Source organism: Pseudomonas maumuensis (genome assembly GCF_019139675.1).
Lineage (GTDB): Bacteria > Pseudomonadota > Gammaproteobacteria > Pseudomonadales > Pseudomonadaceae > Aquipseudomonas > Aquipseudomonas maumuensis.
Window position 1 is genome coordinate 2,529,964 of sequence record NZ_CP077077.1, and the last position, 13,696, is coordinate 2,543,659.

12 protein-coding genes are annotated in these 13,696 nt (G+C 67.0%); 5 read left to right on the forward strand and 7 right to left on the reverse strand.

What is annotated here, in order from left to right; all coding sequences use genetic code 11:
* The first annotated feature begins 144 nt into the window (after positions 1-144).
* From KSS90_RS11510 to KSS90_RS11520, 3 genes are read left to right on the forward strand one after another with little or no spacing between them, the layout of a single operon-like run.
* On the forward strand, positions 145-891 hold the full coding sequence (locus tag KSS90_RS11510) for a gluconate 2-dehydrogenase subunit 3 family protein (RefSeq protein WP_217869483.1): 747 nt from the start codon (positions 145-147) through the stop codon (positions 889-891).
* A 12-nt stretch (positions 892-903) separates the two neighbouring features.
* A complete protein-coding gene (locus KSS90_RS11515; RefSeq protein ID WP_437180089.1) occupies positions 904-2,679 on the forward strand; it encodes a GMC family oxidoreductase in 1,776 nt (591 codons plus the stop codon).
* 11 nt (positions 2,680-2,690) lie between these two features.
* On the forward strand, positions 2,691-4,010 hold the full coding sequence (locus tag KSS90_RS11520) for a cytochrome c (protein ID WP_217869485.1): 1,320 nt from the start codon (positions 2,691-2,693) through the stop codon (positions 4,008-4,010).
* Between the two features lie 186 nt (positions 4,011-4,196).
* Here the strand turns inward: KSS90_RS11520 and KSS90_RS11525 are convergent, their stop codons facing one another.
* From KSS90_RS11525 to KSS90_RS11535, 3 genes are all read right to left on the reverse strand, one after another.
* Positions 4,197-4,526 carry a hypothetical protein gene (locus KSS90_RS11525; RefSeq protein ID WP_217869486.1) on the reverse strand — a complete coding sequence of 110 codons (330 nt, stop codon included), beginning with the start codon at positions 4,524-4,526 and terminating at the stop codon, positions 4,197-4,199.
* A gap of 74 nt (positions 4,527-4,600) precedes the next feature.
* Positions 4,601-5,251 (reverse strand): DUF998 domain-containing protein, encoded by a 651-nt coding sequence (locus KSS90_RS11530; RefSeq protein WP_217869487.1) that lies wholly within the window; start codon positions 5,249-5,251, stop codon positions 4,601-4,603.
* Between the two features lie 64 nt (positions 5,252-5,315).
* A complete protein-coding gene (locus KSS90_RS11535; protein ID WP_217869488.1) occupies positions 5,316-6,131 on the reverse strand; it encodes a sulfite exporter TauE/SafE family protein in 816 nt (271 codons plus the stop codon).
* Between the two features lie 109 nt (positions 6,132-6,240).
* On the opposite strand from KSS90_RS11535, the gene KSS90_RS11540 reads away from it, so the two are divergent.
* Positions 6,241-7,008 carry an AraC family transcriptional regulator gene (locus tag KSS90_RS11540; RefSeq protein WP_217869489.1) on the forward strand — a complete coding sequence of 256 codons (768 nt, stop codon included), beginning with the start codon at positions 6,241-6,243 and terminating at the stop codon, positions 7,006-7,008.
* A 79-nt stretch (positions 7,009-7,087) separates the two neighbouring features.
* The gene (locus KSS90_RS11545; RefSeq protein WP_023632887.1) at positions 7,088-7,837 is read left to right on the forward strand and encodes a FadR/GntR family transcriptional regulator; all 750 of its coding nucleotides are present in this window, start codon (positions 7,088-7,090) and stop codon (positions 7,835-7,837) included.
* Positions 7,838-8,000: 163 nt separating this feature from the next.
* On the opposite strand, the gene KSS90_RS11550 is transcribed toward KSS90_RS11545, so the two are convergent.
* The 4 genes from KSS90_RS11550 to kdgD all read right to left on the reverse strand — a co-directional run bounded on the left by KSS90_RS11550 (position 8,001) and on the right by kdgD (position 13,695).
* Positions 8,001-9,581, reverse strand: coding sequence for an aldehyde dehydrogenase (NADP(+)) (locus tag KSS90_RS11550; protein ID WP_217869490.1), 1,581 nt, complete (start codon positions 9,579-9,581; stop codon positions 8,001-8,003).
* Between the two features lie 123 nt (positions 9,582-9,704).
* A complete protein-coding gene (gene garD, locus KSS90_RS11555; protein WP_217869491.1) occupies positions 9,705-11,258 on the reverse strand; it encodes a galactarate dehydratase in 1,554 nt (517 codons plus the stop codon).
* Positions 11,259-11,331: 73 nt separating this feature from the next.
* Positions 11,332-12,681: an MFS transporter gene (locus tag KSS90_RS11560; RefSeq protein WP_217869492.1), complete on the reverse strand. Its 1,350-nt coding sequence runs from the start codon at positions 12,679-12,681 to the stop codon at positions 11,332-11,334.
* A gap of 102 nt (positions 12,682-12,783) precedes the next feature.
* Positions 12,784-13,695: a 5-dehydro-4-deoxyglucarate dehydratase gene (gene kdgD, locus KSS90_RS11565; RefSeq protein WP_046855388.1), complete on the reverse strand. Its 912-nt coding sequence runs from the start codon at positions 13,693-13,695 to the stop codon at positions 12,784-12,786.
* Position 13,696 lies beyond the last annotated feature (1 nt).

Genomic DNA, 13,696 nt, shown 5'->3' on the forward strand with positions numbered 1-13,696 from the left:
CCCACAGGGACGGCGCTTGGCTTCAGGGCGGCGCGGTCGGTGTGGGAGCCGGCTTGCCGGCGAAAGGGCTGCGCAGCAGCCCCGGCCCCACCCACCAAAGGAGCGACGATTCCCGTATGACCTGATCAACAGAGAGACATCCTCATGTCCAAGGACCAACCCGCCTCCGTGCAACCGGCGCGCCGGGCGTTCCTGCGCCAATCCCTGACCCTGATCCCGGTGGCGACCCTCGCCAGCACGGGACTGGGTGGCGCAGTGCTCGCCGACAGCGCCACCCCGGCAGCCGCCGAACCGGCCCGGCTGGTTACCGCGCGCGCCTACCAGCCGACCTTCTTCACCCAGGAGGAGTGGGCCTTCGTCAGCGCCGCCGTGGCCGTGCTCATCCCCACTGATGCCCTGGGCGCGGGCGCGGCCGATGCCGGCGTGCCCGAGTTCATCGACCGCCAGCTCAACACCCGCTACGGCAGTGGCGGGCTGTGGTACATGCAGGGGCCATTCCACCCCGACGCCCCCAGCGAGCTGGGCTACCAGCTCAAGCTCAACCCCCAGGAGATCTACCGGCTGGGCATCGCCGAGACCGATGCCTGGTGCAAGGCGCGGTTCGGCAAGGCGTTCGCCCAGCTCGACTTTGCGCGCCAGCAGCAGGCATTGGAGGCACTGGACGGCGGCACGGCGACGTTTGCCTCGTTGCCGGCGGCCACCTTCTTCAACATGCTCTGGCTCAACACCCGCGAAGGCTTTTTCAGTGATCCGCTGCACGGCGGCAATCAGGGGTTGGTCGGCTGGAAGCTGGTGGGCTTCCCAGGCGCCCGCGCCGATTTCATGGACTGGGTGGAGCGCGACGAGCGTTATCCGTTCCCGCCGGTCTCCATCAGCGGCGAGCGGGGTTGAAGCATGAGCCAGATGAAAAAAGTCGATGTAGTCATCGTCGGATTCGGCTGGGCCGGGGCGATCATGGCCAAGGAGCTGACAGAGGCCGGCCTGCAGGTGCTCGCCCTGGAGCGTGGCCCGGCACGGGACACCTACCCGGATGGCGTCTACCCGCAGACCATGGACGAGCTGACCTATAACTCGCGCAAGAAGCTGTTCATGGACATCTCCCGCGAGACCGTGACCCTGCGCCACAGCGTCAATGACGTAGCCGTGCCGTATCGCCAGTTCGGCGCGTTCCTGCCCGGCACCGGCACGGGTGGGGCGGGGCTGCACTGGTCCGGCGTGCATTTTCGCGTTGACCCGGTGGAGCTGCGCCTGCGCAGCCACTACGAGGAGCGCTACGGCAAGGCCTTCATTCCCGAAGGCATGACCATCCAAGACTTCGGCGTGAGCTACGAAGAGCTGGAGCCGCATTTCGATTTCGCCGAGAAGGTGTTCGGCACCTCCGGCACGGCCTGGTCGATCAAGGGCCAGGTGGTGGGCCGCGACAAGGGTGGCAACCCGTTCGCCGCCGACCGCTCCAGCGACTTCCCGCTGGTGGCGCAGAACAACACCGTGTCGGCGCAACTGTTCGAGAAGGCCGCCCGTGAAGTCGGCTACCACCCCTACAACCTGCCGTCGGCCAATACCTCCGGGCCTTACACCAACCCCTACGGCGCGCAGATGGGACCGTGCAACTTCTGTGGTTACTGCAGCGGCTATGCCTGCTACATGTACTCCAAGGCCTCGCCCAACGTTAATATCCTGCCAGCCCTGCGCCAGGTGCCCAACTTCGAGTTGCGCAACAATGCCCATGTGCTGCGGGTCAACCTGACCGAGGACAAACGCCTGGCCACCGGCGTGACCTATGTCGACAGCCAGGGGCGCGAGGTCGAGCAACCGGCCGACCTGGTGATCCTCGGCGCCTTCCAGTACAACAACGTGCGCCTGATGCTGCTCTCGGGCATCGGCAAGCCTTACGATCCGGTCAGCAACCAGGGGGTGGTGGGGCGCAACTTCGCCTACCAGAACATCTCCACCGTGACCGCGTTCTTCGACCGCGACAGCCACCATACCAACCCCTTCATCGGTGCCGGCGGCAACGGTGTGGCGGTGGACGATTTCAACGCCGACAACTTCGACCATGGCCCCCACGGTTTCGTCGGCGGCTCGCCGTTCTGGGTCAACCAAGCGGGCGCCAAGCCGATCTCCGGCACCAAGGTACCACCGGGCACGCCGAAATGGGGCAGTGGCTGGAAGGCCGCGGTGGCCGACAGCTACCGGCACATGCTGTCGATGGACGCCCACGGCGCGCACCAGTCCTACCGCGACAACTACCTCGACCTGGACCCGGTATACAAGGACGCCTACGGCCAGCCGTTGCTGCGCATGACCTTCGACTGGAAGGACAACGACGTGAAGATGAACCGCTTCATGGTCGAGCGCATGGGCAAGATCGCCGAAGCCATGGGGCCCAAGGCGATCAGCGCGGGGAAAAAGGCCTTCGGCCAGCACTTCGATGCCTCCACCTACCAGACCACCCACCTCAATGGCGGCGCCATCATGGGCACCGACCCGAAGACCAGCGCGCTCAACCGCTACCTGCAATGCTGGGACGTGCATAACGTGTTCGTGCCTGGCGCCTCGGCCTTCCCCCAGGGCCTGGGCTACAACCCCACCGGGCTGGTGGCGGCGTTGACCTACTGGTCGGCGCGGGCGATCCGCGAACGCTACCTGAAGAACCCCGGCCCACTGGTGCAGGCATGAGGAGGCCGGTCATGAAACTCAAGACACTGTTCATCGCCATGCTCGGCCTGGGGGCGAGCACCTTGCTGCACGCCGCCGACGGCGTCGATCCAGCCTTGGTCAAGCAGGGCGAGTACCTGGCCCGTGCCGGCGATTGCGTGGCCTGCCATACCGCCAAGGGCGGCAAGCCCTTCGCCGGCGGGCTGCCGATGGAGACGCCGATCGGCACCCTGTATTCGACCAATATCACCCCGCACGCCAGCGGCATCGGCCAGTACCGCTACGAAGACTTCGAGCGCGCCGTGCGCCAGGGCATCGGCAAGGATGGCAGTACGCTGTATCCGGCCATGCCATACCCGTCCTATGCCCGGGTCAGCGATCAGGACATGCAGGCGCTGTATGTCTACTTCATGCACGGCGTGCAGCCTGTGGCGCAGCAAAACAAGGCCAGCGACATCCCTTGGCCATTGAGCATGCGCTGGCCGCTGGCGTTCTGGCGTGGGTTGTTCGCGCCCGAGGTCAAGCCGTTCGAAGCCGCAGGGCGTGATCCGGTGGTGGCGCGGGGTGCCTACCTGGTCGAAGGGCTGGGCCATTGCGGGGCGTGTCACACGCCACGGGCGATCACCATGCAGGAAAAGGCACTGGATACCACCGAAGGCGACTCCTTCCTGGCCGGCAGCGCACCGCTCGAGGGCTGGATCGCCAAGAGCCTGCGCGGCGACCACAAGGACGGCCTGGGCAGTTGGAACGAGGCGCAGATCGTCGCCTTTCTCAAGACCGGCCGCAATGAACGCACCGCGGTGTTCGGCGGCATGAGCGATGTGGTCGAGCACAGCATGCAGTACATGAGCGATGCCGACCTGACGGCCATTGCCCGCTACCTGAAGACCTTGCCGCCGAGCAACCCGGATGACCAGCCGTTCCAGGCGGACCCCAGCGTGGCCCAGGCGCTGTGGCAAGGCAATGACGGCAAGGCGGGCGCGGCGTTGTACGTGGACAACTGCGGGGCTTGCCACCGTACCGACGGCCAGGGCTATGCCCGGGTGTTCCCTGCTCTGGCGGGCAATCCGGTGGTGCAGGGGCAGGATGCTACCTCGCTGATCCACATCGTGTTGGAAGGCGCGACCCTACCGGCCACGGCGAGCGCGCCGTCGACGTTCAGCATGCCCGGCTTCGCCTGGCGGCTGTCGGACCAGCAAGTGGCCGACGTGGTCAACTTCATTCGCAGCAGCTGGGGCAACCAGGCCGCGGCGGTGACTGCGGGGCAGGTGGCGGCGCTGCGCAAGGCGGCACCGGTGCCGCTCAAGGCGCAGACGCTGATCGGCGATACCACGGGGATTGCCGAGCCTTGATCGACAGGCCCGATTGATCGGGAGGTGTTGTGGGAGCGGGCTTGCCCAGCGATGACGCTTGGCCAGATCGCAGGGCTAGCCCGCTCCCACGTGGCGCCTATTACGCAGTCGAACATCTCGAAATGACTTCAAGAAATTCTCATAATTTACATTTCAAATGGTTCATAACTACATGATTTATAAGAATTATCTTTTAGCAACTGCGTGCTGTGTACATTGCTCGTAATACGTCTGCTTGATCGCCGCAGGCTTCAGCCGCGAGCGGCTGTTGTACGTCTGCTCGGTGATCCCGAACGCCGTCATGCGCATCCATGGCTTGGCGAACTTGCGTACCTGCAGCTTCTTGCGCGTGGCATACAGGGTCACCCCGGAAAGCTTGGCCTGTTGCGCCTCGGCGGCGATCTGCGCGCCCCAGCCGCACACCTGGCGATCGTTCTGGCTCAGGGCCCGGGCCTGGGCGCCGAAGGCGGTAGTGGCCAGCAGGCAGCCAGCCACGGTTGCTAGAATTACGCGCATGTTGCTGTCCTAAGCATCTGAAGGAAAACGAAGTTTGCCCGCGCTTTCGACGCCTGGGGGCCAGCAGTTTGCCGTCAGGCGATGGCCATTTGCAGGCCATCGCGGAAACGCCAGCGCAACGATTGCAGGGCCAGGGCGGCAACCCACAACACGCTGATACCGTAGTTGAGGCGCTGGTACAGGCCGAACAGTTCACCGCCTTGCGCGGCCTTGGCCATCAGCACCACGGTGATCATCGCCAGCACCGAGCACAGCAGCGACCACCTTCCCAGCCACGGGGAGCCTGCCACGCGTTTGCCCAGCCAGATCCACAACACACTGGCCAGGGTCAGCGAGAGGAACATCAGCAGGCCGCTGAGGTTATGCATCTGTTGCGAGAACGACGGCTCTAGCGGCGCGCAGCCCTGGTCGCAGGGGAACCAGCCGGTGCCCAGGCTGCCGACAGCGTGCAACAGCACCAGGCCCGCGCTCAACCGGGCCAGCCCTGAGTGCCGCCAGCGCCGCGCCAGGCCCCAGGCGAACAGGCCGAAGAGCAATGCCAGCGGGAAGTTGTTGACCCAGGGCGAGAAGCCATGGGTCGGCGCGCCGACCGCGCCTAGCTGGCTCATGGCCTGTTGCAGATGGTCGTAGCCGGGATAGGCCAGGGCGGTCAGGCCAACGCCCGCCAGCAGCCAGAGCGGGATGAGCAGGCCAGTAGCGAGCAGCAGGCGATCAAACGTCTTCATGCGGTTTCCTTCCTTGGAGAGAGCAGGTCGCAGCCTACAGCGCGGGCATGGCCGATGGCCAGGCTCAATTGCCGGCGAGCAGCATCACCAACAGTACGCAGGCCAGCAGCGCCAGGTAGGCCCGGGCATGCACGTGGTCGGGGATGCGCCCCAGCAACGGCGCGGCCAGGTGCATGCCCAGCCAGGCACCGACCGTCATCACCAGGGCGGCGCGCAGGTCGATCAGCCCGAGCAGGCCGGAGCCCAGGTCAGTCTGGTTGCTCGGTACCAGGGCATAGACCAGCGTGGCCGCCAGGGCCATGGGCAGTGACAGCGGATTGGCCATGGCGGTGGCGGTGCGCATGCTGGCGCCGCGGCGGCGCATCAGTGGCACGGTCATCACGCTGCCACCGACGCCAAGTAGCGCCGCCAGCGCGCCGATGGGCAGGCCGGCCAGGGTTGCGCCGGTACGGCTCATTTCAGCCAGTGCCTGTCCGCCGGTGCGGACGAAGCCCGGGCGCAGCCAGGCATCGAGCAGGCTGAGCAGGAGATAGCCGATGAACAACCCGCGCAGCCAGGCGCTGGTCACGTACAGGGCGGCCCAGGCGCCGAGCAGGGCCCCGACGGCAATGGCCGGCGCCAGGGGCCGCACCAGGTCCCAGCGCAGGCTGCCGGCGCGGTGGTGGCGCCAGGTGGCCAGGGTGCTGCTGAAGATCATTACCGTGGCCGAGGTGGCCACGGCGATCTGCATGGCATGCTCCGCCACGGCCGTGCCGGCGCCGTGGCTGGTCAGCAGCAGGGCATAGAGCAGCGGCACGGCGAAGAACCCGCCGCCGAAGCCGAACAGCAAGGTGGTGACGCCGGCACACAGGCCGAACAGGCCAAGCAGGGGGTAGAGCATGGGAACAGCCTCAGGGCCAGGACAGGGGCTCTCAGCGTAGGCGCCTACCCCTTGGCCGGCTTGCGCCAATTGGCCAATAATCATCGCATTACGGCCAGAGCCTGTTGTCATGCGCAATGTTCCCCTGTCCCAGATCGATGCCACCCCCCGTGCGGTACTGGCCATCGCCACCGATTACCCGCCCGACACCCTGTTGCCCAGGCACGTCCATCGCCGGGCGCAATTTCTGTATGGGATGAGCGGGCTGATGGAGGTGCTGACCGACGATGGCGCCTGGGTCATCCCACCGGGCAGCGGCGTGTGGATTCCTCCCGGCAAGCCGCACCAGGTGCGCATGCGCGGCGTGAGTACCCGCAGCCTGTACATCGAGCCGACAGCGGTGCCTCGCCCGGGCCCGCTATGCGAGGCATTGCGCGTCGAACCGCTGCTGCACCAGCTGTTGCTGGCCAGCGCCGAAGTGCCGGCCCTGCACGACGAGGCGGGGCGCGACGGCCTGCTGCTGGGGCTGCTGCTGCACGAGCTGGGCCAGGCCGAGCGCCTGCCGCTGTTCGCGCCGATGCCAACGGAGCCACGTTTGGCGGCCCTGTGCCAGGCGTTCCTGGCGCAGCCGTTGATCCATGCCCGCGCCGAGGCCTGGGCCCGTCAACTCAACTGCAGCCCGCGCACCTTCAGCCGGCGTTTTCGCGAGCAGACCGGGCTGTCGTTCGGCCAATGGCGCCAGCAGGCCTGCCTGATGGCGGCGGTGACACGCCTGGCGACGGGCGAGGCGGTGACGGCCATCGCCCTGGACCTGGGCTACGAGAGCCCCAGCGCATTTTCCAGCCTGTACCGCAAGGTTATGGGTCACACGCCCTCGGCGGCGCGCCAGGGCGCATGAAAACCCGCCCGGACGTATGTGATCGTACAACTGCTTGCGCTATCATCGCGCCTGTCTTCCACAACCAGACAGACAGGGCATGACAGAGCAGCAGGTACAGGCACGGACCCGGCGCAAGCCACGCAGTCTGGCCCAGGAACTGGTCACGGTGCTGACCGAGCGCATTCGCAGCGGCCAGCTCAAGCGCGGCGACAAGCTGCCCACCGAATCGCAGATCATGGCCGAGGAAGGGGTAAGCCGCACGGTGGTGCGTGAGGCCATCTCGCGGCTGCAGGCCGCAGGTCAGGTCGAGACCCGCCACGGTATCGGCACCTTCGTGCTGGACACCCCAAGTACCGGGGGTTTTCGTATCGACCCGGCGACCATCGTCACCCTGCGCGAGGTGCTGGCGGTGCTGGAGTTGCGCATTGCCCTGGAGATCGAGTCGGCGGGCCTCGCGGCCGAGCGTCGCAGCGACGAGCAACTGGCCGGCATGCGCGCCGCGCTGGACGAGCTCAACGAGGGCGCGGCCCATGCCTCGGATGCGGTGTCGGCGGACTTCCAGTTCCACCTGCGCATTGCCCAGGCCAGCGGCAATCACTACTTCGCCGACATCATCAATCACCTGGGCACCAGCATCATCCCGCGTACCCGGCTCAACTCGGCGCGCCTGGCCCATGACGACCAGGCGCATTACATGAGCCGGTTGATGCATGAGCACGAGGCGATCTACGAGGCTATCGCCCGGCGCGACAGCGAAGGCGCCAAGATGGCCATGCGCATGCACCTGAGCAACAGCCGCGAACGCCTGCGCCAGGCCCATGAAGAGGCCGAGGCGCAGCGGGGCTGATCACCTTGGTAGGGGCCGCTCGCGGCCCATCGCCGCGGTTCGTCGCCACGGCAAGCCGGCTCCCACCCCGACCGCGCGACCTCACAGCCAAGCGCCATCCCTGTGGGAGCCGGCTTGCCGGCGATGGGCTGCGTAGCAGCCCCAAGTGACGCTTTCAGGGCGCTCAAATCGCCCTGTCGGACCACCGCCCATTAACCAGGCGCCGCACGTCCAGTGGGTTGCCATCGCGCAACGCCTCCGGCAGCAAAGCCTGCGGGTAGTTCTGGTAGCACACCGGGCGCAGGAAGCGATCGATCGCCAGCGTTCCCACCGAAGTGCCACGGGAGTCCGAGGTCGCCGGGTAAGGCCCGCCATGGACCATGGCGTCGCACACCTCGACCCCGGTCGGGTAGCCATTGACCAGGATGCGCCCGACCTTCTCTTCGAGCAGCGGCACCAGCCAGGCAAAGGCCTCGAGGTCGTCCGGCTCGCCGATCAGCGTGGCGGTGAGCTGGCCGCGCAGGCCAAGCAGGGCGGCGCGCAACTGCGCCTCGTCGGCGACCTCCACGGCTACCGTGGCCGGGCCGAACACTTCCTCTTGCAGCAACGGGTCGGCCTCCACCAGCAGGCGAGCGTCAGCCTTGAACAGCTGGGCGCGGGCCTGATCGCCTTGCTGCGGCTGCCCCGCCAGATGCTGGATGCCGGCGTGGGCCTGCAGATGCTCCAGGCCGCCGACATAACTGCGCAGGCCGCCGGCATTGAGCAACGTCTGCCCGGCCTGCTGATCCAGGTGCTGGCCCAACTCGCCCAGCAGTTGGCTGAAGCCTGGGGACTGCAAGCCGATGACCATCCCGGGATTGGTGCAGAACTGGCCGGCGCCCAGGCACACCGAGCCTGCCAGTTCGCGGGCGATGGCCTCGCCGCGCTTGGCCAGGGCGCCGGGCAGGACGATCACCGGGTTGATGCTGGACATCTCGGCGAACACCGGAATTGGTTGCGGCCGCTCGGCGGCCATGCGACACAGCGCGTCGCCGCCCTTCAACGAGCCGGTGAAGCCGACGGCCTGGATGGCCGGGTGCTTGACCAGCCATTCGCCGACACCACCGCCGAACACCATGTTGAACACGCCCTTGGGCATGCCGGTGCGGTCGGCGGCGCGCAGGATGGCGCAGGCCACCAGATCGGCGGTGGCCATATGGCCGCTGTGGGCCTTGAACACCACCGGGCAGCCGGCGGCCAGGGCCGCGGCGGTGTCGCCACCGGCGGTGGAGAAGGCCAGCGGGAAGTTGCTGGCACCGAACACCGCCACCGGGCCGACCCCGATGCGCATCTGGCGGATGTCCACCCGGGGCAGCGGCTGACGCTCGGGCAGCGCCAGGTCGATGCGCGCACCGAGGTAGTCGCCGCGACGCAGCACCTGGGCGAACAGGCGCATCTGGCCGCTGGTGCGGCCGCGCTCGCCCTGGATGCGCGCGGCGGGCAGGGCGGTTTCACGGCAGACGATGGCGACGAAGTGGTCGTCGAGTTCGTCCAGTTCGGCGGCGATGGCTTCGAGGAACTCGGCGCGGCGGGCCGGGGGCAGTTGGCGGAACGCGCTGAAGGCGTCGGCGGCGGCGCGGGCGGCACGGTCGACTTCGCCCTCGGTGGCCTGGGCGAAGCTGTAGGGCAGGGCTTCACCGCTGGTGGCGTCGAGGCTGTGCAGGCGTTGCGGGCCAAGGGCGCTGCGCTGGCCGGCGATGAAGTTGTGGCCGAGGATTTCGGGCATGGAATGCTCCTGTAGATGAATGGCTGGGTTCAGGGCCTGGGCGAGTGCTACGCACTCGTTTCGCCGGCAAGCCGGCTCCCACAGGGGGGCGTGTTGTCGGTGAAGGGGCCCAGGCAGGCTTCGTCAGGTGATGGGCGCCGGGTTGAACAGGGTGATGTCGTTGTGCAGCCCGTGCTGTTCGGCCCAGGTCTGCCTGCGGCCGCTGGCCACGTCCAGGTAGTAATGGAACAGCTCCCAGCCCAGCTCCTCGATGCTCGCCCGGCCGCTGGCGATGCGCCCGGCGTCGATGTCGATGAGGTCCGGCCAGCGCTGGGCCAGCTCGCTGCGGGTGCACACCTTGACCACCGGCGCCATGGCCAGGCCATAGGGCGTGCCGCGGCCAGTGGTGAACACATGCAGGTTCATCCCGGCCGCCAGCTGCAAGGTGCCGCAGACGAAGTCGCTGGCCGGGGTGGCGCAGAAGATCAGGCCCTTGCGCGTTACCCGCTCGCCGGGCCCGAGCACGCCCTGGATCGCGGCGCTGCCGGACTTGACGATCGAGCCCAGGGCTTTTTCGACGATGTTGGACAAGCCGCCTTTCTTGTTGCCCGGCGTGGTGTTGGCGCTGCGATCGGCGGCGCCCTGCTGCAGGTAGCGGTCGTACCAGTCCATTTCGCGCACCAATGCTTCGGCGACCTCCGGCGTTTCGGCGCGGGAGGTGAGCATGTAGATGGCGTCGCGCACCTCGGTGACTTCCGAGAACAGCACCGTCGCGCCTGCGCGCACCAACAGGTCGGCGGCATAGCCCAGCGCCGGGTTGGCGGTGATGCCGGAGAAGGCGTCGCTGCCGCCGCACTGCATGCCGAGGATCAGTTCACTGGCCGGCACGCTCTCGCGGCGGCGCTGGTCGAGCTTTTTCAGGCGGGTCTCGGCCAGGGCCATGATCTGCTCGATCATCTCGCCGAAGCCCAACGTCGCATCCTGCAGGCGGTACAGCCACGGCTCGCTGAGGTCCACGGACGGATCGCCGTCGTGCATCACCTGGCCGGCCTGGAGCTTTTCGCAGCCCAGGCTGATGACCAGCGCCTCGCCGCCAAGATTGGGGTTGCGCGCCAGGTTGCGCACGGTGCGGATCGGGATGTAGGCGTCGCGGGCGTTGATCGCCACGCCGCAGCCGTAGCTGTGGGTGAGGGCGACCACATCGTCGACATTGGGATAGCGGGGCAGCAGTTCGGCGCGGATACGCTTGACCGCGTGGTCGAGCACGCCGGTCACGCACTGCACGGTGGTGGTAATGCCGAGGATGTTGCGGGTGCCGACCGTGCCATCGGCGTTGCGGTAGCCCTCGAAGGTGAAGCCGTCGAGCGGCGGCAGGGCGGCGGGCACGGCGTCGCAGCGTGGCAGGCTGGCAAGCTCGGGCGCGGCCGGCATCGCCAGTTGATCTTCCTTGACCCAACTGCCCTGGCGCAGGTCTGCCAGGGCATGGCCGATGACCTGGCCATAGCGGCGCACCGCCTCGCCCTTGCGGATGTCCACGGTAGCGACCTTGTGGCTCTGCGGTACGCCCTCGACCAGGGTCAGGCCATCGGCAAAGCGCGCGCCTTCGCCCAGGCCGCCGTCGTTGACCACCACCACGACGTTGTCGTCGGGGTGCAGGCGCACGTAGCGGGGCGACTCGGAATGTTCGATCAACTGCATGGTCAGGCCCTTCTTGTCTTGTCTCTCAGGCGTGGTGCTGTCGCCGGCGCCGTTGGGCGCCGACGTGTCCGGCTTACTGGCGGGCCAGTTCGGCGTCTGGCGCAGGTTCGCACTTGGGCGGTTCCTTGAGCTCGATGCGCTTGATCGGGCCGACGATCACCAGGTAGCTGAACACCGCCACCAGGGCGTTGGCGCCCACATATACCAGGGCCCATTTGAACGAACCGGTGGCGCTGATGATGTAGCCGATGACGATCGGCGTGGTGATCGAGGCGATGTTGCCGAAGGTGTTGAACAGCCCGCCCGACAGGCCGGCGATCTGCTTGGGCGAGGTGTCGGCGACCACCGCCCAGCCCAAGGCGCCGATGCCCTTGCCGAAGAACGCCAGGGTCATGAAGCCGACCACCATCCACTCGGCCTCGACGTAGTTGCAGAACACCATGGTGGTCGACAGCAGCAGGCCGCAGACGATCGGCAGCTTGCGCGAGAAGGTCAGCGAGTTGCCGCGGCGCAGCAGCCAATCCGACAGCACCCCGCCCAGCACCCCGCCGATGAAGCCGCATACCGCCGGCAGCGAGGCGATGAAGCCGGCCTTGAGGATGGTCATGCCGCGCTCCTGCACCAGGTACACCGGGAACCAGGTAAGGAAGAAGTAGGTGATGGCGTTGATGCAGTACTGGCCGAGGTAGACGCCCAGCAGCATGCGACTGGTCAGCAGCTGCTTGATGTAGCCCCATTTCGGGCCGTCGCCGCCGCGTTTCTGGTCCATGTCCACCAGGCCGCCGTTCTGTTCGATATGCTCGAGTTCGGCCTGGCCTATGCGTGGGTGCTGGCGCGGGTTGTAGATGGTCTTCATCCACACCGCCGAGAACACGATACCCAGCGCGCCCATGACCACGAATACATGTTCCCAGCCGAAGGTGAAGACGATCCAGCCCATGATCGGGGCGAACAGCGCGGTGGCGAAGTACTGCGCCGAGTTGAAGATCGCCGAGGCGGTGCCGCGCTCCTGGGTGGGGAACCAGGCCGCGACGATCCGCGCGTTGCCGGGGAACGACGGCGCTTCGGCAAAGCCCACCAGGAAGCGCAGGGTGAACAGCGTGACCACCGCCCAGGCCACCGGCAGCCCGCCGACGAAGCCCTGCAGCAGGGTGAACAGCGACCAGGTGAAGATGCTGAAGGCGTAGACGTTCTTCGAGCCGAAGCGGTCGAGCAGCCAGCCGCCGGGGATCTGCCCGGCCACGTAGGCCCAGCCGAAGGCGGAGAAGATATAGCCGAGGGTGACCGCGTCGATGCCCAGGTCTTTCTGCAGGCTGGAGCCGGCGATGGCGATGGTGGCGCGGTCGGCGTAGTTGATGGTGGTCACCAGGAACAGCATCAACAGGATCAGGTAGCGTACATGCGTCTTTTGCGTCGCTTGCATGCTGGTTACTCCCACTCGTTATTTTTATACGGGGATTGGTTGTAGGCCGGAGCGGGGCGTCCCTGCTCCGGCGGCGGCTTTGGCAGGCCGCGGGGTGCTCGCTTATTGCGGGCCCATCTTGTCCATCAGCGCGGCGAGCATCTCGTACTCCTGCGCGGTGAGGTCGGTCAGCGGCGTGCGCACGGGGCCCGCGTCATAACCGGCAAGCTTCGCCCCGGCCTTGACGATGCTCACGGCGTAACCGGCCTTGCGGTTGCGGATGTCCAGGTACGGCAGGAAGAAGTCGTCGATCAGCTTGGCCACGGTGGCGTGATCGTCGCGGGCGATGGCGTGGTAGAAGTCCATCGCGGTCTTGGGCACGAAATTGAACACCGCCGACGAATACACCGGCACTCCGAGCGCCTTGTACGCCGCAGCATACACCTCGGCGGTGGGCAGGCCACCCAGGTAGCTGAAACGATCGCCCAGGCGGCGACGAATCGACACCATCAGCTCGATGTCGCCCAGGCCGTCCTTGTAGCCGATCAGGTTCGGGCAGCGCTCGGCCAGGCGTTCCAGCAGGTCGGCGTTCAGCCGGCAGACGTTGCGGTTGTAGACCACCACGCCGATGTTCACCGCCTTGCACACCGCCTCGACATGGGCGGCGACGCCGTCCTGGCTGGCTTCGGTGAGGTAGTGGGGCAGCAGCAGCAGGCCTTTGGCACCCAGGCGTTCAGCCTCTTTGGCGTATTCGATGGCCTGGCGGGTCGAGCCGCCGACACCGGCGAGGATCGGTACCGAGGTGGCGCAGGTGTCGACGGCGGTCTTGATCACCTGGCTGTACTCGCTGGCAGCCAGGGAGAAGAACTCGCCGGTGCCACCGGCGGCGAACAGCGCGCTGGCGCCATACGGGGCGAGCCATTCCAGGCGTTTGACATAGCCTGCGGGGTTGAAGTCGCCGGCCGCGTCGAAGTCGGTGACGGGGAACGACAGCAGGCCGTGGGAGAGGATGGATTGCAGTTCTTGTGGATTCATT

Coding starts and splice junctions, on each gene's coding strand:
- KSS90_RS11540 (WP_217869489.1), top strand. CDS start 6,241: ATGCGCAATGTTCCCCTGTCCCAGATCGATGCCACCCCCCGTGCGGTA.
- KSS90_RS11510 (WP_217869483.1), top strand. CDS start 145: ATGTCCAAGGACCAACCCGCCTCCGTGCAACCGGCGCGCCGGGCGTTC.
- KSS90_RS11560 (WP_217869492.1), bottom strand. CDS start 12,681: ATGCAAGCGACGCAAAAGACGCATGTACGCTACCTGATCCTGTTGATG.
- KSS90_RS11515 (WP_437180089.1), top strand. CDS start 904: ATGAAAAAAGTCGATGTAGTCATCGTCGGATTCGGCTGGGCCGGGGCG.
- garD (WP_217869491.1), bottom strand. CDS start 11,258: ATGCAGTTGATCGAACATTCCGAGTCGCCCCGCTACGTGCGCCTGCAC.
- KSS90_RS11525 (WP_217869486.1), bottom strand. CDS start 4,526: ATGCGCGTAATTCTAGCAACCGTGGCTGGCTGCCTGCTGGCCACTACC.
- KSS90_RS11530 (WP_217869487.1), bottom strand. CDS start 5,251: ATGAAGACGTTTGATCGCCTGCTGCTCGCTACTGGCCTGCTCATCCCG.
- KSS90_RS11520 (WP_217869485.1), top strand. CDS start 2,691: ATGAAACTCAAGACACTGTTCATCGCCATGCTCGGCCTGGGGGCGAGC.
- KSS90_RS11550 (WP_217869490.1), bottom strand. CDS start 9,581: ATGCCCGAAATCCTCGGCCACAACTTCATCGCCGGCCAGCGCAGCGCC.
- kdgD (WP_046855388.1), bottom strand. CDS start 13,695: ATGAATCCACAAGAACTGCAATCCATCCTCTCCCACGGCCTGCTGTCG.
- KSS90_RS11535 (WP_217869488.1), bottom strand. CDS start 6,131: ATGCTCTACCCCCTGCTTGGCCTGTTCGGCCTGTGTGCCGGCGTCACC.
- KSS90_RS11545 (WP_023632887.1), top strand. CDS start 7,088: ATGACAGAGCAGCAGGTACAGGCACGGACCCGGCGCAAGCCACGCAGT.